This window comes from Flectobacillus sp. BAB-3569 (genome assembly GCF_002270355.1).
In the GTDB taxonomy this organism is placed as follows: domain Bacteria; phylum Bacteroidota; class Bacteroidia; order Cytophagales; family Spirosomataceae; genus Flectobacillus; species Flectobacillus roseus.
The window spans coordinates 139,756-164,900 of record NZ_NJFZ01000020.1 but is presented as its reverse complement, the minus strand read 5'-3'; the positions used below and the strand labels follow the sequence as shown (position 1 = coordinate 164,900).

The window sequence follows — 25,145 nt, the reverse complement described above, 5'->3', positions numbered from 1 at the left end:
TTATCTGAATATGAAAAAACTAATCTTTTTATATGCATTCCTTGTCCTAGCTCTGACGTCTTGTACAGAAGGCATGGAGGAACTCAATCACGACCCAGAGGGTGTATCGTCGGCAACAGCAGGAAGTTTTATGAACACTGCTATTTTGGAAGGGGTCAATACGGGTTTAAGTAGAAGTCATCGTCTCAACAATGAGTTGATGCAAGTAACAGTTTCCTTGACTGAAGGCAATACGGTCTTTCACCGTTATGTGCTTTTTCCGAGTGAGTCAGATTATATGTGGAGCAATTACTATTTGTCATTGACTAATATCGAAGATATGATTCAAAAGGCAAAAGTCATGTCTCAGCCCAATTATTTAGCCATTGGACTGACCTTAAAGGCTTGGTTATTTGCGAACTTGACTGATATTTATGGCGATATCCCATATTCACAGGCACTAAAAGGTTATCCCAATTATGTTGTAAATCCTACTTTTGATAAACAAGAGGACGTTTATAAAGATTTGATTGCCAAATTGGATACCGCAAATGCCTTGTATGATGTGACCAAAACACTGACTTTAGGGCAAGATGCCTTGTTTGGGGCAGATAAAAGTACGGTAGGAACTTTACGTTGGAAAAAATTTACTAATTCCCTCCGTTTGCGCCTATTGATGCGTGGTGAAGCAAAATCCCCTGCTTTTCAGGCACAGCTAAAAACCATGTTGTCAAGTCCAGACAAATATCCATTAATGCAAAGTGCTGATGAAAGTGCAGCGCTGAAATTTACACAAGTTACGCCCTTGTTGAATCCTTTTACCAGTACTCGTGATTATGATTTTAATGGAGCAAATGCGGTTTCAGAGTTTTTTATCAAAACCTTAAGTACTTGGTCTGACCCTCGATTGGATATTTGGGCTACCAAAGCCAGTGGTAAATATACAGGCATCCCAAGCGGATATACCATAGCCGAGGGACCAGCGATGAACGCGATAAGTTCTTCAAAACTTAACAAAAACCTTAAAACTTCTTTAATTTTAGGTACTATCTTGCAGCATGCGGAAGTAGAGTTTTTGTTAGCTGAGGCTGCGTTGAAAGGTTATACCACCGACAGTCCCAAAGACCATTATGAAAAAGGGATTGCTGCTTCGATGAAATATTGGGGGGCAACTCAACCGACAGATTTTTTGACCCGTTCGGGCGTGGCTTATAACGGAACTCTCCAGCAAATCATGACGCAAAAATACATTGCTTTGTTTTTCAATGATATGCAACAATGGTTTGAATATAAGCGTACAGGATATCCTGTTTTGCCAGTTGGTAAAGGTGTTGAAAATAACGGCAAAATGCCGATGAGATTAAAATATCCCTTATCAACCCAGTCGCTTAACCGTGCAAATTACGACAAAGCTGTAGCGCAAATGGGAGCAGACGATATTAATACCAAAACTTGGTGGACGAAGTAATGAGGTAATTATTAGTGGTGAAATGTGAGTGATGAATTTTAAATGTAAAGATTTAATAATCAGTATTTTATATGTAAAGTTTGCACTTGAAATTAGTGCTGAATGAAGGTTTTTATTTTGTTCAATAAAGTTCTTATTTAGAATTTTTGGGGTGTAGCGGCAACCCTTGCGGTTGCCGCTACATCAATTTTTATTTTAATGATAAAACTCAAGCTTCTTACACCACTAATTCACAATTCAGCTTTAATGTTTAGCTACATAATCAACCAAAATATATGTTTAACAGAAGAAGTTTTCTTAAGAATTTTGGAATAGGAGGGGCAGTGCTTAGTACGCCGTCGGTCATGGCGAATGAACTGTCTACCTCTACTGAATTTGTAACCATAAAAGGAACCATTTCTGCCAATGGGAAGGGTATTCCTCAAGTATCGGTTACGGATGGTTATACCGTTGTCAGAACCGATAATAGTGGTAAATACCAAATTAAGGCGCATTCCCAAGCTGAGTTTGTTTATATTAGTGTGCCATCTGGATATGAATTTCCGAATGAAAAGGGAGTTGCTCGTTTTTATCAAAAAATAGATACGACTAAAAGTACTTTTCAAGCAAATTTTACCCTGAAGCCACTATCTGTTGATGATACCAAACACCAATTTGTAGTCTGGGCTGACCCTCAGATTATTTCTAAAAAGGATGCAGAGGAACTTCAAAAGTCAGGCGAAGATTTGGCTGAATTGGTAAAAACAGCACCGAAGGATACTCTTTTTCATGGTATTGGTTGTGGCGATTTAGTGTGGGATCATTTCGAATTGTTGGATGGTTATATTTCAGCTTTTGGAAAAGCTCAGATTCCATTTTTTAGTGTCATTGGCAACCATGACATGGATTTGGATGCTAGAACTGACGATTTTTCTTCAAAAACCTTTAAAAATACTTTTGGCCCAACCTACTATTCTTTCAACCGTGGCAAGGTTCACTATGTAGTTTTAGACGATGTGTTCTTTATGGGAACAGCTAAGAAATACGTTGGCTATCTCACTGAAAACCAATTGCATTGGTTAGAGCAAGATTTGGCTTCTGTGCCCAAAGGCTCAACCGTCGTGGTAAGTTTACATATCCCGACCAACACAGGTCATGCTCGTCGTAATAAACTCAAAGAGGAGGAACTTGGGGGGACTGTTGCCAACAGACGTCAATTGTATAAAATGCTTGAACCTTTCCAAGCGCATATTATGTCGGGACATACCCATGTGAATGAAAAATGGGAGGAGGGCAACATCATAGAACACGTTCACGGAACGGTTTGTGGTGCTTGGTGGACAGGCCCAATCTGTACGGATGGCTCTCCAAGTGGATATGGCGTGTATCAGGTCGATGGTGGAAATATTTCCTGGTATTATAAAGGAACGGGAAAACCTGCAAGTTATCAATTGAAGGTATATCCGAAAGGTGCTAGTAAAGAGTTTCCCGATAGCATTGTAGCCAATGTTTGGAATTGGGATAAAAAATGGAAAGTTGAATGGTGGGAAGATGGCATTGCAAAAGGAGCAATGGAGCAAAAAGTTTCATTGGATCCATTAGCTGTGGAGCTTTTTGCAGGACCAGATTTACCAAAGAAACATAAGTTTGTAGATCCAACTTTGACCGACCACCTGTTTTTTGTACAACCTTCTGCGCAAGCCAAAACCATTGTTGTGAAAGCTACAGATAGATTTGGGAATGAATATACGGAACAGATAAATTTATAAAACGCGACATAAAGGTAGTTGAACAAAAGCGGTCGAAAAATATTTTCCGACCGCTTTTTTGATAAAATTTGGGGCATCATCCCAATCCTAAAGATTCGGGATGACTAATATTTTGGCTATTTAAACATTTCGAGTCTGGAGAAAATAAAGACGCATCACAATGATAAGCAAGCAAATAGTCACAAAAACTGTCGAAACATCAGCTATCCAAATACCAATATTCATGACTAAACCAGCATAAATATACTCAACGCTCAAAGGCGAGTCTTTCCCTTCAGGAGTTCTAAGATATTTACTCAAAAAATAAAAAAGTACAAGGTTGATGAATATCAATGAAAGTGATAAAATAGAGCCTTTGTCAAAAGGAAAATAGAGTGTTTTGTATTGTGCAAAACATACGTTGACAATGATCGGTATACCAGCTACAAGTAGCCATTTGGGAAGATTCATCATGAGCGATAGTTTAGGTGAAATAAATTGAGTGGAATATACTATTTCGAGGGTATTTTTTGTCCACTTTCCAAAGTCGGTAGGCAGCACTTAAAGAAAATAAGCCCAATAATGACCAGATTGATACGGAATAGCTACAGACGATTTGAAAAATACTAATAGAAAAACTAAGTGGAAAATAATCCCAAATGAAATCCCTAAAAGAATCTATTGACTTGAAAATGGTTTGTAAATTGTACAAATGGTAGAGCCCTACCACCATAAGCATACTTCCATAAAATAGCTGGAATTGGTCTAGTGTTGGGTAAATATCAATGAAGAAATGACAAAAAAGAATCAAACTTACCGTTGCTAATATCAGGAGAGGGATTAAGAACTTTTTCATATAATTGCTTTTGAAAAATTGAAAGGTGAACCACTCCTAAATTAATCAGTTGTGATCAAAAACCAATAGATTTTGACTGAATATTTTTACGATTTAATAGAAAAATCCCTGATAATTGTTCGGCGTAAATATTACGACACGAACAATTATCAAGGATTTTTCTTAAAAAGAGTTGCTCGTTTTAAACGAGTACTTACAATTCCACTAATTCTCTCTTATCGAGTAATACATAATTATCTTCTTCCCAATTTTGCTCGTCAATACTGGATTTCATGTAATTCAGTGAAATGGTGGTAACTGTAAGCAAAACTTGTGAAATCAAGGATGCTTCTTCCATTTTTAGCATAAATCCATTGATACTCAAAGCTGCCAATAAACCACCTAAATAGAAATAAGGAAGTTTCTGTGATGCCAAAACATGTTTGAAAGCCAAAGCGAAATGCGCCAGTAAAAAAACATTGAAAAACAGAACTGGAATATTGAAAGTAATCGGAGTGTTCCAGACTGAAATTACTTGATAAATGGAGGTAATAATAATAGCAAATCCTATAGCAAGGAGTAGTTGTTGTGATTTCATAGGCGAGAATGTCCTAAGATTTAAGTGAATTTATTAATAAAGTACAAATTTTACCTTTAAACGAAAACAAGGCAAGATTTGTCACTTTAAATTATTAAACGAGAAATTATCACACTTTTTCAGTGCTTAAGTAAGTTAGTGGGCAAAATCAAATTTAATTTTTTAGCTATCGGCTTTCAGCTGTGGGCATTCAGCAAAAACCTATTCATCGTTACTAAAAAACATTTTAACACTCTTTACCTTGTACCTATTGCCTAAACATCTTATTCTACACGATTACTTAAGAACTACTCTAGGACTACTCTGAAAATTTTTAACTCGTTAAAATACGGCTAATTATAAACTGAAAAAGCGCTTCCTGATATTCATCAGAAAGCGCTTTTAAAATGTATATTGTGCTTGTATAAGTAAACAGAAGTTGTGGAGGTTCTCCAAAATTACCACAACTAATCAAACCATATTACTTCACAAACGAATAGGGAATGTCTGTCTCAGATACACCTCTATTGGTCGCTGGGCTTGACTGCATCAAGAAATCTAATGTGGCTCCTTTTTGCAAATCATTGTGGCTCAACCAGTTTTTAGAATAATCTTTACCATTCCATTTTAGATTTCCGATATACTTGTTATCAGCACTGTTATTTGGCGCTTTGATGACAACCTGTTTGCCATTTTCAAGTGATAAGGTTACTTTTTTGAACAAAGGAGCACCCAAAACATATTGGTCTGTACCCGGACAAACAGGGTAGAAGCCCATTGCTGAGAAAACATACCAAGCTGAAGTCTGACCGTTGTCTTCGTCACCACAGTAACCATCTGGTGTTGGCTGATAGAGTTTGTTCATTACCTCACGTACCCAATATTGCGTTTTCCACGGCTGCCCTGCGTAATTGTACAAATAAGGCATGTGCTGAATAGGTTGATTACCATGCGCATAATTACCCATATTCATAATTTGCATTTCACGAATTTCATGAATCACAAAACCATAATATGAGTCATCAAAAACTGGTGGAACTACAAAAACAGAATCCAACATATTGGCAAATTCCTTTTTACCACCCATCAAATTTGATAATCCTTTTATGTCATGGAATACACTCCATGTGTAATGCCAAGAGTTCCCTTCTGTAAAGGCGTCGCCCCATTTGAATGGATTAAATGGTGATTGGAAAGTGCCATCCGCATTTTTGCCACGCATCAATTTGTGACTTGGGTCATATAGGTTCTTGTAATTTTGTGAACGTTTAGCAAATCTCTCCAATTCTGAAGCAGGCTTGTTGAGCGCTTTTCCTAATTGATAAATACAAAAATCATCATACGCATATTCGAGTGTACGAGCAGCATTTTCGTTGATTTTTACGTCATAAGGCACATATCCTAAATCATTGTAGTATTTTACACCTTTACGACCTACCGATGACAATGGCCCTTCATTCTCACTGTTTTTCAACATCGCTTGATAGAGTGTTTCAACATCAAAACCTCTCACGCCTTTGATATAAGCATCAGCGATCAACGATGCTGAGTTTGAGCCAATCATACAATCGCGGTGTCCTGGACTTGCCCATTCTGGAAGAAATCCACTTTCCTTGTAGGCATTTACCAATCCTTCCATAATCTGTGAGTTCAAATTACGATGCATTAGGTTAAAGAATGGAAACACGGCGCGGAAGGTATCCCAAAATCCATTATCAGTAAACATATAACCAGGCAATACTTGACCATTATACGGACTATAGTGTACAACTTTCCCTTTGGCATCTAGCTCATAGAATTTTCTTGGAAAAAGCATTGTACGATACAAACACGAGTAAAAAGTTCGAGTTTGGTCTACACTACCTCCTTCTACTGAAATTCTTGAAAGAGTGGTATTCCAAATGCCTTTTCCTAGATTTTTAATCTCTTCGAAAGATTGACTTCCTACTTCTTTTAGGTTTATTTCAGCTTGTTCGAAACTGATAAAAGAAGAAGCAATTTTAGCAGTTACTTGCTCACCACGCTTTGAAATTTTGAAGCCAACAACAGCACCTACGTGGTTATCTGTAACAGATAATTCGTTCGCAAGCAATTCCTTTGCTTTCCAAACAGATTTGTAGGTAATAGGCTTATCAAATTGGATGATAAAATAGTTCTTGAAGTTTTCTGGAACTCCGCCACTATTTTTGGTCGAGTATCCAATAATCTGATTTTTTTCAGGAATAATTTTCACAAAAGAACCTTTGTCCAAAGCATCAATTACTACGAAGGCGCTGTCAGTTTTGGGAAAAGTAAAACGCATGACCGCCGCGCGCTCGGTAGGTGTTATTTCGGTGGTCACATCATGATCGGCCAAATACACACTGTAGTAATACGGCTTGGCAATTTCGGCCTTGTGCGAAAACCAGCTGGCACGTTGGTCTTCCTGAAAACGAATTTTTCCAGTGATTGGCATAATCGCAAACTGGCCGTAATCGTTGATCCACGGACTAGGTTGGTGAGTTTGTTTGAAGCCACGAATTTTGTCGGCATCATAAGTGTAAGCCCAACCATCGCCCATTTTGCCAGTTTGTGGCATCCAGAAATTCATCCCCCAAGGCAAAGCGATTGCTGGATACGTGTTTCCTGTAGAGAGACTAGGTTTTGAGGCTGTACCCATCAATGGATTAATCCATTCTACGGGGTCATTTACTTTATCAACGGTTTGGGCTTGTGTGCCAAGAGTCAAACTGCCGAATAAAAGTGTTAAGATTTTTGAGTTTTTTAGAAAATGGGTCATTTTTTTAAAATTTCAGGGAGTAAAAAAATGTTTGATTATAGAATTAATGTAAAAATTGAGATTGGCTTTGAAGTTAACAGATTTGTTTGAAATGATTATACGCATTTACATGAGAGCCCGAAAAATAAAAGTTTGTGACTTTATCGGTTTTTTTTGAGTAATTTAAGAAAGCATTTATTTTAAATCTATAAATTTTGCTAACAATTAAGTAATTTTACTCATTTTATTATTAATAATAAATACTCAAATTTGTAAAATCAAAGTGCTTTTAAATGAAACAAGACTTTCGAGAGCCACAATTGTGGTTATCATAATAATATTTGGTGTAGTTTGGAATAGCGTATCGATTTAGTTGATACGCTATTTTTTTTGTCCTAATTTTTTCCATAACTTTGCAAACAGTTTATGGTGCTTTAGTTTTTCCCAGCAAAAACCTCAAAGCTTAATAGGGAATCAGGTGTGATACCTGAACTGTCCCCGCAACTGTAACACTCAATCGTGTCAACTCAATCCTCATAACCACTGAATTTATTTCGGGAAGGTTCGAGTATGACGAGTGAAGTCAGGAGACCTGCCATAGATTATTCTTGATACGCGCTTACGGAGGATGAGCAAAAATCGAGCGTTCGCAAAGTATTTTCGCTTTTTTTATTGACCATTATCAACATTTTTAAACAGTTCTCTGTGCTGCCTTTTGCAGTATTGGAATGAATGTTTTGAAGTGGGTGAATAAGAAAATGGAAGTTCAAATTCTAAATGTTTTATTCTTCAAAGTTATTTCCATCAGTTGTATTGCTTGCCTTGTGCGCAAGTGTAGAAAGTATTGCTCAAAATGCTGAAAAATCTCAAGTTCTTGATGAAGTTGTCGTGAGTACCAACAAGTACCCACAAAAGCAATCTCAATCGGGTAAAGTGGTGTCAGTAATTGATGCGGCTACGATTCAACGTAGCAAAGGTAAAACTGTAGGCGAGTTGCTAAACCAGCAAGTTGGACTTACTGTTATTGGTTCTCAAAATACACTTGGTACAAACCAAGATTTGTATTTGCGTGGCGCAGGCGCTGGCTACACCTTGATTTTGGTTGATGGTTTGCCTGTATATGACCCTTCTGGTGCGTCTACGTCGTTTGACATCAACTTGATTGCGATCGACCAAATCGAGCGTATCGAAATTTTAAAAGGTGGTCAGTCAAGTTTGTATGGTTCCGATGCTGTTGCAGGTGTCATTAACATCATTACTACCAAAAATAGTGGTAAAAAATTAGGTCTTAGTGGAAGTTTGGCTGGCGGTAGCTATGATACCTATCGTGCGAGCATAAATGCAGGTGGTCAGTACAAAAAAACGACCTATGGTTTGTCATGGAATGGTACAAAATCAAACGGTATTTCTGCTGCTAAACAGCCAGAAACAGCCAAAACTCCTTATGATAATGACGGATTCAAGCAAAATAATTTTCAGGTAAAATTGGGTCAACAAGTGGGTGAAAACTTAACCTTAAGAGCTGATTTGATGAGTAATTATTACAAAACTGACTTGGATGCAGGGGCTTTCAAAGATGAAAAAGACTATACTTTTGAAAACAAAAACTTGCTTTGGTCCGTTGGTGGCGCATATCAGTTGAAAAATGGAAAGTTAACGGTCAATTTTCAGCAAACTAATGGTCAAAGGGTATATGTCGACGATTCTGCACATGTAGAGGCTGGCGCTTTTGCTAAATACTCTTATGGCTACTATCGCGGTGTGGCAAGATTTGCCGAGGCGTATTATGCACATACTTTTTCGGATAAAGTTAAATGGTTGTTAGGTGTTGAAAATCGTTGGCAAAATACTGACCAAACGTATTTGTCTATCAGTAGCTATGGCCCCTATGAGAGTCCAGCGATAAAAGCTTCAACTGCCAATACCAGTTTGTTTAGTGGCTACACTTCTTTGAATTTACAAGACTTTAATGGCTTTGGTTTAGAACTTGGTGGACGCTACAACAATCACTCTATCTATGGTAACAATTTTACGTATAACCTTAATCCGTTCTATTGGATTGGAGGTAGATTAAAAGTATTAGCTACTTATTCTTCTAGCTACAAAGCACCATCATTATATCAATTGTTCTCTCCTTACGGAAACGAAGCTTTAAAGCCAGAGGTAGGTAAAACTGGTGAAATTGGTGCTCAGTATTTCAGCAAAAATCATCAATCTTATATTCGTGGTGTGTACTTCAATCGTAATATCAAGGATGTGATTGCGTACATCAGTATCAGTCAAGACCCGTGGGGACGCTATGTAAATTTGAGTCAGCAAAAAGACCATGGTTTCGAAGTAGATGCTCAATTAGGTATTGGTAAGGCACAAATTAAGGCTAATTATACTTTTGTAGATGGTGAAGTTACTACACAAGTTGCAGGAAAAGATACTACTTATGCCAATCTTTTCCGTCGTCCAAAACATTCGGTTAATGTAAATGTGTCCTACCAGATTTTGAAAAATTGGTCGGCACAGTTGGCACTTCGTTCAGTAAGCAAGGCTAGCAGTGGTCCTTACGACGATGCTAAAGTTATTCTCGGAAATTACACAACATTAGATTTTTATACAGAGTATCAAATCAATTCGACAATTAAATTATTTTTTGATTTGAAAAACCTTACAGACAAGGAGTTTTCTGACGTGCCTGGCTACAATAGTCGCCGTCGTAATTTCATGGCTGGAGCAGTATTTAGTATTCACTAAAATGCAAAGCAAGGTAGATTGCTCAGTCTTTCTGCCTTGCTAACAGTAAAAACGATTACAAACATGACAAAAACACAACTAAATCCACGTGTAAGTCTGCTACTATCAATTGTGATTTTGGTAGGAACAGCACGCCTGATCAATGCCTCGTGCCTCAATCCTTTGAGCAATTTTACGCCAATCGGTGCAATGGGCTTATTTGGAGGTACGTATTTTTCTCAACGCTGGAAAGCCTTTGCTTTTCCATTATTGACACTTTTATTTTCTGACCTTATCATCAATGGGATGATTTACGGTGGCAAATACGGTATCATGTATAGTGGCTGGATGTACAATTACGCCATTTTTGCAGGAATTGTATTATTAGGAAAAGTTTTGATGAAAAAAGTAAATCTTAAAAATTTCCTTTTGAGTGGCGTAGCTGCATCGGTAGGATTTTGGTTGTTGGTTGACTTTGGTGTTTGGTTTGGTGGAGGTATGGATATTCGCACAGGTGGACCACTTTCAAGAGATTTGAACGGACTAATCCAATGCTATATCCAAGGGTATCCGTATATGCTCAATTTCCTAGCAGGAACCTTGGGTTACGGTGCCGTGATGTTTGGCGCTATTGAATTTGCAAAAATAAAATTACCGAATCTTGCCTTTGAACAAGCTTAGTACTTAGTTCTGAAAAATCTGGTTAATTTTTCAAAGTAACCAGATTTAATTTCTAAATCAAACCTATAACCTATTGTTTAATATATACTCGGATCAAATACAATAGTTCTCACCTTTTTTAATAATGAATTTTAAGTTTTTGATAACGAGGTATTTATCTGCATTAGATGGAATTCGATAGGTCTTGAGGTAAAAGTTTAAAATGTTTCTTCGGCAAGCATAGAAACCTTTTCCGAAAGCTGTCTGCCCAGATCACAAAGCCCATTACCCACAAACCCCATAGCCAATATGAAAGCTTGTTCTTTTTTGCCTGCTGCCACCCAAATGATATATGATATGAACCTTCAAGGTCATTTGCATGGCGTGACATTTGAGTGTAGTGCCGAATCTCGTAGTGAAAAGCCTATCGTGGTGCGTTGCGTGCTGGAGGACAACAACTACACGAGCGATGAGATTGATAAAATCTTTTCTTCCTACAAAGCACAAGGAAAAAGCCTGTATTATGTGGAGCAAGAGCGATTGGAAAATGCCGCTCCTGATGTAGTATTTACACAAGATGTATGTGAGGTTTGTCAAATAGATACCGTGTGTACAGCAAGTGCGGTAGCTCAATTGCCAAAGGTGCCAGAATTGGTGGCGCTCACACCCAAAAATCTCAAGGATGTCTTTGATTGTGCCATTCAGATTGCAACGGCTTTGGGCAAAGAAGAGGCAGCTTATGAATATTTGTCAAAACTCAATGCTAGAATTGATGTGGTGATTGATACCTTGCGAAAACACAAGGCGCCTGTAAGAAGAGTGAGTCTGTTAGAATGGATTCAGCCCGTATATAATTGTGGGCACTGGATACCTTATCAGATTGCTTTTGCGGGAGGAATAGATATGCTCAGTAACCCTGCGGGCTACAGCATTGTGACTGATTTTGATAAAATAAAACGTTATAATCCAGAAGTTTTGGTGATTGCCCCTTGTGGATTCGAAACCGAACGTGCTAGAGAAGAGTTGTTCCTGCTTGAAAAACAACAGGGTTGGGAAGAACTCCAAGCGGTTCAGAATAAACAAGTGTATTTGGCAGATTTTGATATGTTTACTCAACCAAGTGCTTCCACTTTGGTCAATGGGATAGAGGTATTGGCGGCATTATTCCATCCAGAAATTTTTGAAATTCCGGCACATTTGAAACACAAAGCTGTGAATATTTACGAATCAGTATTGGTGTAAATATTGGTGCTGAGTTTTGAGTGTAAAAATGTCTCTACCTAAATAAATGAAATTCCGAATGCTGAAAGCCCCAAACTAACAGCTATAAATATAATACCATGATTTGGATGATTACTGGCGGTGCCAGAAGTGGAAAAAGTAGCTACGGACAAAATCTTGCTCTCAGTTTTTCACAATCCCCAACGTATCTTGCCACGGCAAGGCATTGGGATGGAGATTTTGAAAAACGAATCGAGCGCCATCGTGGTGACCGCGACGAGCGTTGGACTTTGATAGAAGAAGAAAAAAATATCAGTAAAGTAATCGAAGCTGAAAAAGTGTACATGATTGATTGCGTAACACTTTGGTTAACCAACTTTTTTATTGATGAAAAATATGATATTGATGCTTGCCTAATCAAAGCGAAACAAGAAATTGATGAATTGGCAAAGCTTAATGCAACTATTATTTTTATTACCAACGAATTAGGGATGGGCGTGCATGCAGAAACTGAAATGGGACGAAAATTTGTGGATTTGCAAGGGTGGGTCAACCAATATCTTGCCCAAAAATCAACAAAAGCAACCTTGATGGTAAGCGGTATTCCTGTGCAGATTAAGTAGGTGTAACTGACTTTGTTCCTAAACTATTATATTTCATGACACACAAAGCCCTCATGAACTGGTCGGGTGGTAAAGATTCAGCATTGAGTCTTTATCATGCGCTAAAAGACCCTAATTTGAGTGTCGAGACGCTTCTTACCTCGGTTAATGATTCGTTCAAGCGTATTTCTATGCATGGAGTGCGCGAGGAATTGCTCCAACAGCAAGCCCAAAATATCGGAAAGCCTCTCGTAACGCTTCGTTTACCAGAAACAGTTTCCATGGAGGAATATCAGCAACGAATGGCAGAAACACTTAATCCTATATTGGCACAAGGAATTACCCATTCTATTTTTGGCGATATTTTTTTGGAAGACCTTCGCAAACATCGAGAAGAACGTTTGGCTCAGCAAGGCATTACGGGTGTTTTTCCTATTTGGAAAAGGGATTCGATGGAACTGCTAGAAGAGTTTTGGTCTTTGGGTTTTCAAACCATTGTCGTGAGCGTAAATGGTAGTCTTTTAGATAAAAGCTTTTGTGGAAGGATACTCGATAAAGATTTTGTCAATGACCTTCCTCCCAATATTGACCCTTGCGGTGAAAATGGAGAATTTCATACGTTCGTTTTTAAAGCACCCTATTTTAGTCAAGAAATTAAGTTTGAGATAGGAGAGACCGTTGACAAGACCTACGAATACAAGGATGCAGCCCTCAATATGCATCGCACAACATATTACTTTACAGATTTGATTCCTTTATGAAAACTTTCCATATCCCCGTGCCAGATTCATCTATTTTAGACGCTATTCAGCATAAAATAGATTTCAAAACCAAACCAGTAGGCGCATTGGGGCAATTAGAAAAACTTGCTTTGCGAATTTCGCTGATTCAACAAACTTTAAATCCTTCCTTACAAAAACCTCATTTAGTCGTATTTGCAGGTGACCACGGTGCTGCACAAGAAGGCATCAGTAAATATCCTCCCGAAGTGACCTATCAGATGGTTATGAATTTTGTGCAAGGTGGTGCCGCAATTAATGTTTTTTGTCGTCAACATAACATTACCCTAGAAGTGGTTGATGCAGGTGTGAATGGGACTTTTGAGAAAAATCTGCCTATTATTCATAATAAAATTCCTAATACTTTTGGCACAAAAAATTACTTGAAAGAGCCTGCCATGAGTATCAAGGAAGGACAAAAGTCCATTGATAGGGGAGCGGCACTTATTCAAAAGATTTTCGAAAATGGATGTAATATCATTGGTTTTGGGGAAATGGGGATTGGTAATACCTCGTCAGCAAGTCTGATCATGAGTAAAATTTGCAAATTACCATTATCAGAATGCGTCGGCAGGGGAACAGGGTTGGATGACCAAGCTTTAAAAACTAAATTACAAGTCCTACAAAAAGCCCAAGATTTACATCGTAAACTAGATACTCCACTAAAAGTATTGACAGCATTTGGTGGTTTTGAAATTGCACAAATGGTAGGAGCTATGCTACAAGCAGCCGAACTAGGCATGATTGTGTTGGTTGATGGTTTTATTGCCACTTCTGCCTATTTGATCGCGCATCAAATAGAACCCAATATTTCGCACTATGCCGTTTTTTGTCATCAATCCGATGAAAGTGGACATAAAGCTATGTTGGATTATTTAGGGGAAAATGCCTTATTGAAACTAGATTTACGCTTGGGAGAGGGTTCAGGCTGTGCCTTGGCATATCCTATTATCCAATCTGCGGTAAACTTTATGAACGAAATGGCAAGTTTTGAGTCAGCAGGAGTATCCAATGTTTAGCTTTGGGCTTTTGGCGGTCAGTTATGGGCATTTAGCTTATAGCGAAAAGCGTATTAATGCAATTTTATTTTGCATTAATCTAAAAATTAATGGGCAAAATAAAATAGAAGATTGTGCCTTGTGCTTTCAGGTAATGACTTTCGGCAGTGGGCTTTGTAAAAATCATGTCGGTGGTTATAAAAAACATTTTAACACTCTTTGCCTCGTGCCTGTTGCCTTGCGCCTAAATCAGAAAAATTAAAATATCTTATTATGCTAACTCGACAGTTCCATATTTTTCTCAATGCTCTCATGTTTTATACCCGTATTCCTGTGCCCAACTGGATGAAACATGACGAGGATATGCTTAATCAAGCAACTGTTTATTTCCCAGTGATAGGTTGGATTGTAGGCGCTATTTCGAGCCTCGTTTTTTACCTTTTTTCGTTGGTATTCCCTTTTCCTATTGCTATACTTTTGAGTCTGGTTGCGAGTATTTTGACTACTGGAGGCTTTCATGAAGATGGATTGGCCGATGTTTGTGACGGATTTGGAGGTGGCTGGACCAAACAGAAAATATTGGATATTATGAAAGACTCCCGATTGGGAACTTTTGGCTTGTTGGGACTCGGATTAGCATTGGTTTTAAAAGTAAGTAGTCTTTTTTACATTGGAAAAGACTATCAAATATATGCACTTATGTTGGTGCATCCACTCAGCAGATATGCGGCATTGTCGATGATTTTTACCCATGAATATGTTCGAGAAGACGCCCTAAGTAAAGCAAAACCTATTGGCAAAAAATTGGAATAGATGCCTTTTTTGTAGCTTCTATTTTTGCCCTGTTACCTATGTGTATCGTGGTTTACGTAACGCAAGATTGGAAAATTATTGGTATACTGGTTCCTATATTCCTAATGCGAGCCTATCTTGCTAGGTTTTTTACCAAATGGCTTGGAGGTTACACAGGCGATTGTTTAGGTAGCATTCAACAATTAACAGAGGTAATTGCCTATTTGTATTTAGTTGGAATTTGGACAGTAAAATAAGATTTCGTCATGGATATATACCTGATTCGACATACTTCTGTGGATGTTCCCAAGGGACTGTGTTATGGTCAAAGTGATGTTCACTTGGCAAAGACCTTTGAGGAGGAAGCAAAAGTTATACAAAAGAAACTTCCATCGACCCAAGTGGATTTTGATTTACATTCAAGCCCACTAAGTCGTTGTACTAATTTGATGGAATTTTTGTTTCCAGAAAAAGTATTCCAAACAGATAAAAGGTGGATGGAATTGAATTTTGGCGATTGGGAAATGAAACTTTGGAACGATATTCCTGAAGACGAAAGTCAGCCGTGGATGCAAGACTTTGTCAATGTTACGACTCCAAATGGTGAGAGTTTTTCCCAGATGATAGAAAGAGTTAAATCTGTTTGGGAAGAAACTTTGCAGCAATCTACAAATGATAAGGTCATTGTTTGCCATGGAGGTGTGATACGAACGATTTTACACCTAATTTTAGAAATTCCCGCCCAAAAAGTCTTCGCAGTCGATATTGATTATGGCGCTATGATCAAAATCCAATATCAATACGGCTTCTTTAAAGTAAAGTTCTTGTAAATTTCACCTTCAAAAACCCTTTTGTAAGCTCAATTATCCTTGTGTAGGAAAGATAGACGTAAAATATTACGTCTCTACTTGTGTGAATCACTCAATACCGAACTCACGCAACAAAATTCGTGTATATACATTAAATTTTACTAGTAATGAAATAAATAGAATGGATTTATTGTTAACTTTATAGAAATTTAATGTATATACATGAATCGCAAAGAGTTTTTAAAGGCTATGGCAATACTGCCAGCCACTATAAATATGGATATCAGGGCTTTAAATGAATTGGCTAATGCTCCAAAGATGGAGAGAATGCCTGCTTTTTTCTTAGGACATGGAAGTCCAATGAATGCGATTGAGGATAATGAGTTTTCGAGAGGTTGGAAAAAAATAGGACAAGATTTACCTAAACCACGTGCTATTTTATGTATTTCGGCACACTGGGAGACAAGAGGTACTTTTGTTACAGCGATGCCCAAACCGAAAACGATTCATGATTTTGGGGGCTTTCCACAGGCCTTATTCGATGTGCAATATCCTGCGCCAGGAAGTCCTTCGATTGCTTTGGAAACTAAGCAGGCTATCCACTCGACAGAGGTTGGTCTCGACGAGCAATGGGGGCTAGATCATGGCGCTTGGAGTGTTATCAAGCATATTTATCCAAAGGCTGATGTGCCAGTTTTGCAGTTAAGTTTGGATTATACAAAAGCGCCTCAATATCATTATGACTTGGCAAAAGAAATTGCCAAATTACGCGATAAAGGCGTATTGATTGTGGGTAGTGGCAATATCGTTCATAACCTGCGTCGTTTGGCTTGGGACAAAATTAATTTGCCAGAATATGGGTATGATTGGGCTTTGGAAGCAAATGCAATGCTGAAAAAAATGGTCGTGAATCAAGATCATAAATCGTTGATTAACTATCAAAGTTTGGGCTCGGCGGTACAATTATCCGCGCCTTCTCCAGATCATTATTTGCCTTTACTCTATACCGTTGGCACCCAGCAAGCTCAAGAACAAGTGAGCGTATTTAATGATAAAACAGTTTTAGGTGCCATTTCTATGACTTCCTTCAAAATTTCATAAGTGTCAAGATGTTATTAGTTGCTTGTATGCTTCACTAGTTCGAGACTTAGTCTCGGACTAGTGTTTGTTTCAGTTTTAAACTATATAAAAAATGAGTCCAAGACGAAGTCTTGAGCTAGTAATGCTGCCCATTTACTGAGTACAAACCATAAAAATAAGGCATAGAGAGAGTTTTGGGTTAAATGATAAAACTTGTCTTTCTTTTTATGCCTTTGTTACTAGGCACTTTTCCAAAGGAACTTCACTCGACAGGACAATAAATTCATCATAAATTCATAGATTTGAGCTAAACAGTGAGAAATCACATCATATCCAATTTTCATAAAAAGAAAGGATATTGAATGTAGTTGATTGTTTTATAAACAGATTACAGACACATATCTAAATTGATTTAACTACCAAAAAAATGTCAGTTCAAAAAATCAAAGTATTGGTTGTAGGTTGCGGAAATATGGGTGCTTCGCATGCCACAGCTTATCACAATTCAGAAAATTTCGAGATTTGCGGAATTGTTTCTACTGGAAAAAGTAAGGAAGTACTCAACGAGAAACTAGGAGGAGGGTATGCACTTTTTAACGACTACGCTGAAGCTTTGGAGGCTACTAAGCCCGATGCTGTGTGTATCTCTACTTATCCTGATACCCATGAAGCCTTTGCTATTCAGGCATTAGAGGCTGATTGTCATGTTTTCATTGAAAAGCCATTAGCCGACACTGTAGCTGGTGCCGAAAGAGTTGCTGCTAAAGCAAAAGAGAAAAATAAGAAAGTTGTTGTTGGATATATTTTGAGACATCATCCTTCGTGGGAAAAGTTTGTGGAAGTGGCTTCGGGACTAGGACGTCCTTTGGTTATGCGTATGAATCTCAACCAACAAAGTCATGGCTATATGTGGGATGTGCACAGAAATTTGATGAAAAGCCTGAGTCCGATTGTAGATTGTGGCGTTCATTATATTGATGTGATGTGTCAAATGACTCGTTCTAAACCATTGCAAGTCAATGCTATTGGTGCGAGATTGACCAATGATATACCTGAAGGAAATTATAATTATGGACAATTACAAATTCGCTTTGAAGATGGTTCAGTGGGTTGGTACGAAGCGGGTTGGGGACCTATGATGAGCGAAACGGCCTTTTTTGTGAAAGATGTGATTGGACCTAAAGGCTGTGTATCAATCGTTGCCAAAGAGGCAGGGGGTGTTGGTAAATCTGATAATGTAGATGCCCATACCAAAACAGAATCTTTGCGTGTACACTATGCAGATATTGATGGCAATAATGCTTTTACCAAACCTGATGAATGGATTAATCTTACGGACGAGCCAGATCATCAAGAACTTTGTAATCGAGAACAAGCCTATTTCTTGAAAGCAATCCAAGAAGACCTTAATTTGGATGACCACGTGGAGGATGCAGTTAATAGTCTAAGAATTGCCTTTGCTTGTGATGAATCTGTTAAAACTGGATTACCAGTGATGTTGTAGGTATTGTGAAGTTATCAGTTAATGGTGTATCTGTTATCTGAATATACTAGAGGTATTTTATAAATTCCTAATAGGTTGCGATTTTAGTCGCAACCTATTAGGAATTGTTATTTGTCCCCTAACCAACTTTTTAAAATAGCCTCTTGTCTATGCGTAATAGTGGCTTTTCTTGAAACAGTCCACTTATGCGTTGTGTCGTCTACTTTTACTTCCAAACCAGCGTATCCCAAATAAGTGGCATAATCCAACTCTTTGGTACTATAGATATAGTCGAATTCAGCACTCAGTGATTGTCCTGCGATGGTTTCACATGCCTGACGGAATTCGGCGTCAGTAAAACCTCTCTTGAGTTTTTTGTAATAATAATGATACAAATAACTCATGACGTTGTCTAGGGATTTTTGGTTATCAGTCGCGTTTCTAATGGCTAAATCAACAATCCAGCCTACCAATGGACCTTTTTCATAATATGAAATAGATTTTGAAGCATCTTTTCCCGAAGTTCCGAACGGACCATCTTTCCAAGTATCATAACTAGCTTGCGCCAGCGATTGATGTAATCTTCCAGGGTTGTTTTGAATATTTGTGATGTTATTTGACAGATTATTCAATACTTCCTTTTCAGAGATAAGACCTGCTCTTTTTACCAAAAGATACTCATAATATACCGTCAAACCTTCGCTGATCCAAAGTTGATTGGTATGATTCATCTGACTGTAGTCAAAAGGTCCTAACTCGAAAGGACGAATTCTTTTGACATTATAGTGATGAAAATATTCGTGTGTTAAAAAGTTCAATATCCTTATTTCAACATCTCTATTGCTTAGTTGTTCACCTGTAAAGCTAACGGTTGTATTATTTAAGTGTTCGATACCGCCATTTCCTGGGCCAATTCCAATAAAAGTGTATTCATTATAAGGAATATCGCCAATAAGCGTTGCCGCTTGTTCTATAATTTTTTGAAGTTGGTTCATGAGTCGCACCTTGTCGAACTCACCCATTTTATAGCCCACAAATCGGTGTTTCTTGCCACCAACTACAAAAGATGGTAACTCTTCAAGACTTCCTGAAAGGATAGGGCAGTCGTATAAAATGTCAAAATCGGGTGCAGTAAATTCATGTTTTTTCCCCGAAACTAGTGTTAGTCCTGTGGCTACATCCTTCCATGGCGTTTTTACTTTAACATGTACTGGACTCTGAAGAAATTCGGGTACATACAAAAAAGCAGCAGTCGTAACTACGTAGGCATGAGTGGTATCCACCACAGCTGCTGCCACAAAATTGCGTTTGGCAGTCACCGTATAATTGAGGGTAAAGGGAGTATTTTTAGGTAAAATTAGTTGCCAAATATTATCAGCTTTTTTAGTGAGGGTCAACGCCTTTCCTTTGGCATCTTTGGCCTCTATGCTACTGATTTGTTTGGCGTACGACATGATTTGGTAATATCCTGGCATCCACTGTGGCATTGTAAAATCTAAAGTGTCCTTCGGGAATCCAGCGCTACTTAATTGAACCGTAAAGTTTTGATTTTGAGGTTTAGTAAAATCAATGGTATAATTAAATAAAGCTTTTTTTGAAGATTGAGCCATTGTATGTTGTGAAACTACAAATAATACAATCACTAGCAGCCTAAGACCCATTTTGATATAGTTATTCATCGAAATTGTACAATTAAAAGGTTAATGAAGGTAAAGAAAGCAATTTACCTAATTGTCCGATGCAATATACGTCTGGGTTAAAATTTGCAAAGAATGGGTAATTTTTGAATTGATTTATGAAAATGACTGGACAGTGTGTTTTATCTTTCGAAGAATATTTATTGTTAATCAATCCAACTCATGAAATTTCAAAAATTACTCTCAACGATTTGTTTGTTTTTGGCTATTTCTAGCCTTGCAAACGCACAAACATCTAAGGATGAAATGATTAAAGAATGGGAGAGAGCCAAGACCTATACAAAGGAATATCTTGACGCTATGCCTGAGTCTGGTTATGCCTTGAAACCTACACCAGAAATGCGCTCATTTGCTGAACAAATGTTGCACCTGACAGACGGTAACTATGGTTTTGCCGCAGCGGCTTCTGGCGAGAAAAGTGCTTTTGCCCCAGGAGAATTGGAAAAAACAACAGATAAATCCAAGGCAAATGTCTCCAAAATTGTATTAGATGGATATGATTTTGTGATTAACAGCTTGAAAAAAATGCCAGCAGACAAGATGGGTGAAACAATCAAATTGTTCAATCGTTTTGAGATGACAAAAGGTACAGCCTTTGCTAAATGTTTTGAGCATCAAACACACCACAGAGGTCAAACAACGGTTTATATTCGCTTAGCAGGAGCAAAGCCACCGCAGGAAAAGCTTTTCTAAGGTTCTCTTATTGAGTGATTTGAGATTGATTGAATGAGTGATTATTACTACTGGACAAAACGGGTAAAAGCGATTCAATAGTTTTGACTTTGTCTAGAATCAGTTATTGATTCAGTTTTAAAACTGTTTACAATAGTAAGTCCAAGACTAAGTCTTGAACTACTAGTTTCAATTTTGTCTAGTAATCAATGATATTAATCACTCATTCACTCAATCGCAACTCACTCAATAAACAGTTTGTATGTTAAAGGTTCAATGAGAGTAAAGGAACATTACTTTCTGATGCCATCATACGGGTTTTGCTTCTATGTATCATAGAGCTCAGAAAACCGTATTTGTAAGGTACCATGACTAATAAATCAGAATGTGTTTCTTTGATTTCATCCTTGATGGATTCGACCACACTGTCTGATGTAACATTGTTGTAGGAGTAATCGATGCCATCCAAACCTGCATAAATGCTGTCCAAATGCTCGACATCTACAGCGCTTAGTTCGTGTTGTTTACGACAAACATAGAATACCTCCACTTTAGCGCCAAAACTTCTGGCAACTGATTTTACCCTTCCTAGTATCATTCCATGAACGCCTTTGGTTACGTCACAGGCAAATAGAATTTTTTTGATTCCTTCAAATTTTACACTTTTAGGAATCGCCATAATGGGATATTTGATTTTGTTGATTACGAGTGTAGTGGTATTTCCTAATAAATCCTGCTCCACCGATTTTTCAGGCATTCCCAAAACCAGCATATCGGCCTCATGCACCACAAAACAGCGATTTAATTCGTCGGTTATATCTCCAGAAGCGATATGTGGCGTTACTTTGATGTGGTACTCAGATTCGAGTTTTTGGGCAGCTTCGGCCAACTCTAACTTCGCCAAGGCTAATCCATGATTCATTGAATTACTTGAAGTTCGGGCGTTCAGTGCGTGAATCGACACATTGTGTAAATTGAACAATACCAACTCCAAGTTTAATGCAGCCGCAGCTTGTGCCGCATATATAGTAGCATTTTCGGCTTCTTCCGAAAAATTCGTTGCAACAATCACCTTTTTCATAGCCTTGATGTTTTAAGCTTTCCACTCATTTATGGAAAGCAAGTTAGATTGAATAAAATAACAAAACACTCTTGAAAAGTAGGTTTTGTATTAACTTTCATCATGGAATATGTGGTTCTGACTCTCTATTAATTAAACGAAATAGAGATCTTTTTCGTTGCAAAACTTAGTTGAAAATGATATTTTTTTGCTAAAAAATTGAACTTATGAGAGGTATTTTTGGGGTTTAGGGTGAATAAATTCACCAGCTAATTGGAATTGTTAGTTAAGAACTAGTCATTTAACCAAGAAACTTTTTTCTCCAGATAAATTTAAATTTTAGATTAACTGCTTTCAGGTATCGGCTCTCGGCGATGGGCTTTAAAAAAACATTTCTGTGGTTTTTTAAAAAACTTTGCCTAGTGCCTGTTGCCTAAAAACTTTACCATATTAAGTTAGTAGGCAAAATAAAGTTTAATTATTGAGCTTTCGGATTTCAGCTTTGGGCATTCGGCGAAAATTTATCGATCCTTACAAAATAACGATTTAACACTCTTTGCCTTGTGCCTGTTGCCTTATGCCTAAAACACAAAACTTAATTCTGCACGATTACTTACTTAGCTTTGATTTAAACAAAACTATTCTCTATAAAATCTTAATTCTTCTTCTGACATATTTTCAAACATCTTTTTGGCATGCTGATAGCCGATTTCGTAGATTTCATCAAAAGCCTGCCAATTGAGAATACTGTATTTGCGCAAATCTGGATTGATATAGAGGTCTGTATATTTTTTGGTTTCGCTTTGTCGGGCATCGCTGTATAACACCGTGCTATTCAAAATGATAGACATGAGCAGGGGCATCCGGTATTTTTGGTCTTTTTTACTTCGAAATCTATCTTTCAAAATCTCCCAGCCAGAAGGCATTTTGGTGATAGAAAGTTTATTAGGTTTATCAATAAAGAAGTTAACCCCGATAATTTTGGCTACCCCCAATTTATTCATGATATCCGTAGGGAAGTTATTGAATGTACCACCATCTACAAGAAAATCCTGATTGTCGATTACAGGAGGAAAAACCCCAGGTATTGAACTACTCGCACGCAAATACTTGGTAATAGAACCTTTGGTATGTAGGACTTCGCGTGCTTCTGTAAAATTACTAGAGACAAAATAACAGGGAATCCAAGTGTCTTCGATATTAACTTCCTTGCCAACACTACTTACAATACTATCCGAAATCATTTTTTCGATTCTATGTCCTTTAATCAAAGACACAAAAGGTAGTAAGGTATAATCTTTGGTTGGGTTGAAAAATGCGCCTTTTCTGGCATTTTGTTTTGCCATCTCTGGCGAAATATCAAAGGCAACTAATGACGACATCATAGCTCCAACACTCGTACCTCCCACAAAATCAATAGGTATGTTAAATTCTTTCAGAGCTTGATAAACTCCCAAATGAGCAAATCCTTTGGCACCTCCACCTGCAAGCACCAACCCAATGGCATTGCCAGAAATAACCCTTGCAAGACGTTGCAAATCTGAAATAAGATACGGACGAATATGAAAGTGACGCTGTACATTACGAGGTTTCAACCATTTTTCAGTAAAGTGAGGAATTCGGGTTGTTTCGTCATGTAATAAAATCAAGTTTTTAACAGCTGGCTTTGCCTGAGTTTTGATAAATATTTCTTTTTCAAAGGCCGTCAACTCTGGGGAATCTTCTGCTGAAGCTAGCAGATAAATTTCATCTGCATTACGAATGCAACGTTTGGTCCATTCTGTGTTTGCATTATCACAGAGGTATAACATTAAGTCATATTTAGACTCTTGTTCGTCGAGCCATTGACTGAGTTTTCGATAATGTGTTGTATCACTTTTGGCCGCTTGAGCCAAATTTTCGGTTTCGTGGGTGTGATTGATGAGTTCAGAGGAGAGTAAGAGTGTTCTGCCTTTTCGCTCGAGATAAGGAAAAAGTTTATCAATGAAATCACGATGATTGAGCGTAGGGGAAACTCCTACAAAACAAATATTAACAGGTTTTTTGATACTTTTTTTGAGCGACTGAGAATTGCGAAGACGATTGATGATGATTTTGGAAACACTCATCGAAATCAGCGGATAAGCTTTCAGAATTTCTTCAAAAAGGACTTTTGTGAGCTTTACAAGTACGCTATCTCTTGTGGCCACAATACTGGCGCCACGTGGTTCGCCTGTAAACAAGGCCATTTCTCCCACAGTTTCACCCCTTATAATTTCTCCAACCGTCAAGTTTTCACCTTCTGCGGTGGTAACATAGGCTCGTAGTCGACCGCTAATAACAAAATACAAGGAATCATCTACCTCGTCTTGTCGAAACAAGATTTCGCCTCCAGCTAATTCTATCCACTCCAATTGCGGCTCGATAAGCCCCAACATTTGTGTGTCAAATTTGCCAAAAACACTAGATAGACTATTCACCAATAAATCATGTTGATAGTCTTTTATTGGATAATTTTGTTGCATAGTTTATTTATTCGATTTGAGATTTGTTTATGTGCTGCCGTAGATTTTGAGATGATGGATAAAATCGCAACGTTAGCCTATTGAGGTATTCTTTTATGAGCGTAACTCCTCAATTCTCTTTTTCTTTTCCTCTGTTCGCTCTTTTTGATTTGTTGGGGTAAAATAAGAATGTTTTTCCAGAAAATCTATCTGGATTTGGACCCAATCTTGAATTGGATCAAGTCGTTTGAAATGTGTGAGCTCTTGATGCAAAGTATCAACAATGGCGTAATAATCCGAGCCACCTAAATAATCTAGGTCTGCATCACATAGGATGTTGGAAAGCAAATCGTCAGGAGATTGAGGTATTTTGGTAGCTTGTATCAAATGTTTTACGAGGTTGATTTGCGCAGAGGTGTAATCATACTGAGGAAGTATCTCCTCAGCGATTTGGCAACTAAAATCTTCATGCTGGTCGTAAGAAATCAAAAAACCAGCATCGTGGAAAAAGCAAGCTGTAGACAATAATATCAAACTTTCTTCGTCAACAATCCCTTCTGATAACGCAATTTCACGCGCTCGTTTTTCGACCGCCAATGTATGATTGACATGGTGATAGCTAAAATCGGAGGAGAGCTCCGTCGTCAATCGTTCTAAAATATATCTTTGAGCTAAAGCAAGGTTCATCGTATGTTATGAAAATTACGGTTGTTGGGGTTTTGGCAGTCTGCTATGGACATT

23 protein-coding genes and 1 riboswitch are annotated in these 25,145 nt (G+C 37.9%); of the genes, 15 read left to right on the top strand and 8 right to left on the bottom strand.

Annotation, left to right across the window (positions count from 1 at the left end):
- Positions 1-10 precede the first annotated feature (10 nt).
- Entirely contained in the window at positions 11-1,447 is a 1,437-nt protein-coding gene (locus tag BWI92_RS18750) for a SusD/RagB family nutrient-binding outer membrane lipoprotein (RefSeq protein ID WP_095165556.1), read from the top strand.
- Between the two features lie 275 nt (positions 1,448-1,722).
- On the top strand, positions 1,723-3,195 hold the full coding sequence (locus BWI92_RS18745; protein WP_095165553.1) for a calcineurin-like phosphoesterase family protein: 1,473 nt from the start codon (positions 1,723-1,725) through the stop codon (positions 3,193-3,195).
- Positions 3,196-3,315: 120 nt separating this feature from the next.
- On the opposite strand, the gene BWI92_RS18740 is transcribed toward BWI92_RS18745, so the two are convergent.
- The 4 genes from BWI92_RS18740 to BWI92_RS18725 form a co-directional block, all read right to left on the bottom strand.
- Complete coding sequence (locus BWI92_RS18740) at positions 3,316-3,648, bottom strand: hypothetical protein (RefSeq protein WP_141234837.1); 333 nt, start codon at positions 3,646-3,648, stop codon at positions 3,316-3,318.
- A 10-nt stretch (positions 3,649-3,658) separates the two neighbouring features.
- Positions 3,659-4,030 carry a hypothetical protein gene (locus BWI92_RS18735; RefSeq protein ID WP_095165549.1) on the bottom strand — a complete coding sequence of 124 codons (372 nt, stop codon included), beginning with the start codon at positions 4,028-4,030 and terminating at the stop codon, positions 3,659-3,661.
- 193 nt (positions 4,031-4,223) lie between these two features.
- Positions 4,224-4,607, bottom strand: a complete 384-nt coding sequence (locus BWI92_RS18730; protein ID WP_095165547.1) for a hypothetical protein — start codon at positions 4,605-4,607, stop codon at positions 4,224-4,226.
- 460 nt (positions 4,608-5,067) lie between these two features.
- The gene (locus BWI92_RS18725; RefSeq protein WP_095165545.1) at positions 5,068-7,365 is read right to left on the bottom strand and encodes a GH92 family glycosyl hydrolase; all 2,298 of its coding nucleotides are present in this window, start codon (positions 7,363-7,365) and stop codon (positions 5,068-5,070) included.
- A 389-nt stretch (positions 7,366-7,754) separates the two neighbouring features.
- Positions 7,755-7,959, top strand: a riboswitch (cobalamin riboswitch).
- Between the two features lie 162 nt (positions 7,960-8,121).
- Between BWI92_RS18725 and BWI92_RS18720 the strand changes: the two genes are divergently transcribed.
- The 12 genes from BWI92_RS18720 to BWI92_RS18670 all read left to right on the top strand — a co-directional run bounded on the left by BWI92_RS18720 (position 8,122) and on the right by BWI92_RS18670 (position 18,513).
- Entirely contained in the window at positions 8,122-10,089 is a 1,968-nt protein-coding gene (locus BWI92_RS18720) for a TonB-dependent siderophore receptor (RefSeq protein ID WP_095165543.1), read from the top strand.
- 63 nt (positions 10,090-10,152) lie between these two features.
- Positions 10,153-10,749, top strand: coding sequence for a DUF6580 family putative transport protein (locus BWI92_RS18715; RefSeq protein WP_095165541.1), 597 nt, complete (start codon positions 10,153-10,155; stop codon positions 10,747-10,749).
- 288 nt (positions 10,750-11,037) lie between these two features.
- Positions 11,038-11,970, top strand: a complete 933-nt coding sequence (locus BWI92_RS18710; RefSeq protein ID WP_095165539.1) for an ABC transporter substrate-binding protein — start codon at positions 11,038-11,040, stop codon at positions 11,968-11,970.
- Positions 11,971-12,068: 98 nt separating this feature from the next.
- Positions 12,069-12,572, top strand: coding sequence for a bifunctional adenosylcobinamide kinase/adenosylcobinamide-phosphate guanylyltransferase (locus BWI92_RS18705; RefSeq protein ID WP_095165537.1), 504 nt, complete (start codon positions 12,069-12,071; stop codon positions 12,570-12,572).
- Between the two features lie 35 nt (positions 12,573-12,607).
- Positions 12,608-13,312, top strand: coding sequence for a diphthine--ammonia ligase (locus BWI92_RS18700; protein WP_229363312.1), 705 nt, complete (start codon positions 12,608-12,610; stop codon positions 13,310-13,312).
- On the top strand, positions 13,309-14,349 hold the full coding sequence (gene cobT / locus BWI92_RS18695) for a nicotinate-nucleotide--dimethylbenzimidazole phosphoribosyltransferase (protein ID WP_095165535.1): 1,041 nt from the start codon (positions 13,309-13,311) through the stop codon (positions 14,347-14,349). Before BWI92_RS18700 ends, cobT begins: the two co-directional genes overlap by 4 nt.
- A complete protein-coding gene (locus BWI92_RS18690; protein ID WP_141234836.1) occupies positions 14,321-14,590 on the top strand; it encodes a hypothetical protein in 270 nt (89 codons plus the stop codon). Before cobT ends, BWI92_RS18690 begins: the two co-directional genes overlap by 29 nt.
- 11 nt (positions 14,591-14,601) lie before the next feature.
- Entirely contained in the window at positions 14,602-15,141 is a 540-nt protein-coding gene (locus BWI92_RS28525) for an adenosylcobinamide-GDP ribazoletransferase (RefSeq protein ID WP_255406842.1), read from the top strand.
- A 38-nt stretch (positions 15,142-15,179) separates the two neighbouring features.
- Positions 15,180-15,377: an adenosylcobinamide-GDP ribazoletransferase gene (locus BWI92_RS28520; protein WP_255406841.1), complete on the top strand. Its 198-nt coding sequence runs from the start codon at positions 15,180-15,182 to the stop codon at positions 15,375-15,377.
- 9 nt (positions 15,378-15,386) lie between these two features.
- The gene (gene cobC / locus BWI92_RS18680) at positions 15,387-15,950 is read left to right on the top strand and encodes an alpha-ribazole phosphatase (protein ID WP_095165531.1); all 564 of its coding nucleotides are present in this window, start codon (positions 15,387-15,389) and stop codon (positions 15,948-15,950) included.
- A 228-nt stretch (positions 15,951-16,178) separates the two neighbouring features.
- Positions 16,179-17,030 carry a 4,5-DOPA dioxygenase extradiol gene (gene ygiD / locus BWI92_RS18675; RefSeq protein WP_409024756.1) on the top strand — a complete coding sequence of 284 codons (852 nt, stop codon included), beginning with the start codon at positions 16,179-16,181 and terminating at the stop codon, positions 17,028-17,030.
- 406 nt (positions 17,031-17,436) lie between these two features.
- Positions 17,437-18,513, top strand: coding sequence for a Gfo/Idh/MocA family protein (locus tag BWI92_RS18670; protein WP_095165527.1), 1,077 nt, complete (start codon positions 17,437-17,439; stop codon positions 18,511-18,513).
- Positions 18,514-18,620: 107 nt separating this feature from the next.
- Here the strand turns inward: BWI92_RS18670 and BWI92_RS18665 are convergent, their stop codons facing one another.
- Positions 18,621-20,102 (bottom strand): M61 family metallopeptidase, encoded by a 1,482-nt coding sequence (locus BWI92_RS18665; protein WP_176464479.1) that lies wholly within the window; start codon positions 20,100-20,102, stop codon positions 18,621-18,623.
- Between the two features lie 249 nt (positions 20,103-20,351).
- On the opposite strand from BWI92_RS18665, the gene BWI92_RS18660 reads away from it, so the two are divergent.
- Positions 20,352-20,882 (top strand): DinB family protein, encoded by a 531-nt coding sequence (locus tag BWI92_RS18660; RefSeq protein ID WP_095165522.1) that lies wholly within the window; start codon positions 20,352-20,354, stop codon positions 20,880-20,882.
- A 244-nt stretch (positions 20,883-21,126) separates the two neighbouring features.
- Here BWI92_RS18660 and BWI92_RS18655 read toward each other — a convergent pair whose 3' ends face one another.
- The 3 genes from BWI92_RS18655 to BWI92_RS18645 all read right to left on the bottom strand — a co-directional run bounded on the left by BWI92_RS18655 (position 21,127) and on the right by BWI92_RS18645 (position 25,091).
- Positions 21,127-21,942, bottom strand: a complete 816-nt coding sequence (locus BWI92_RS18655; protein WP_095165520.1) for a universal stress protein — start codon at positions 21,940-21,942, stop codon at positions 21,127-21,129.
- Positions 21,943-22,559: 617 nt separating this feature from the next.
- Positions 22,560-24,425 carry a patatin-like phospholipase family protein gene (locus BWI92_RS18650; RefSeq protein WP_095165518.1) on the bottom strand — a complete coding sequence of 622 codons (1,866 nt, stop codon included), beginning with the start codon at positions 24,423-24,425 and terminating at the stop codon, positions 22,560-22,562.
- A gap of 93 nt (positions 24,426-24,518) precedes the next feature.
- On the bottom strand, positions 24,519-25,091 hold the full coding sequence (locus BWI92_RS18645; RefSeq protein WP_095165516.1) for an HD domain-containing protein: 573 nt from the start codon (positions 25,089-25,091) through the stop codon (positions 24,519-24,521).
- Positions 25,092-25,145: the final 54 nt, after the last annotated feature.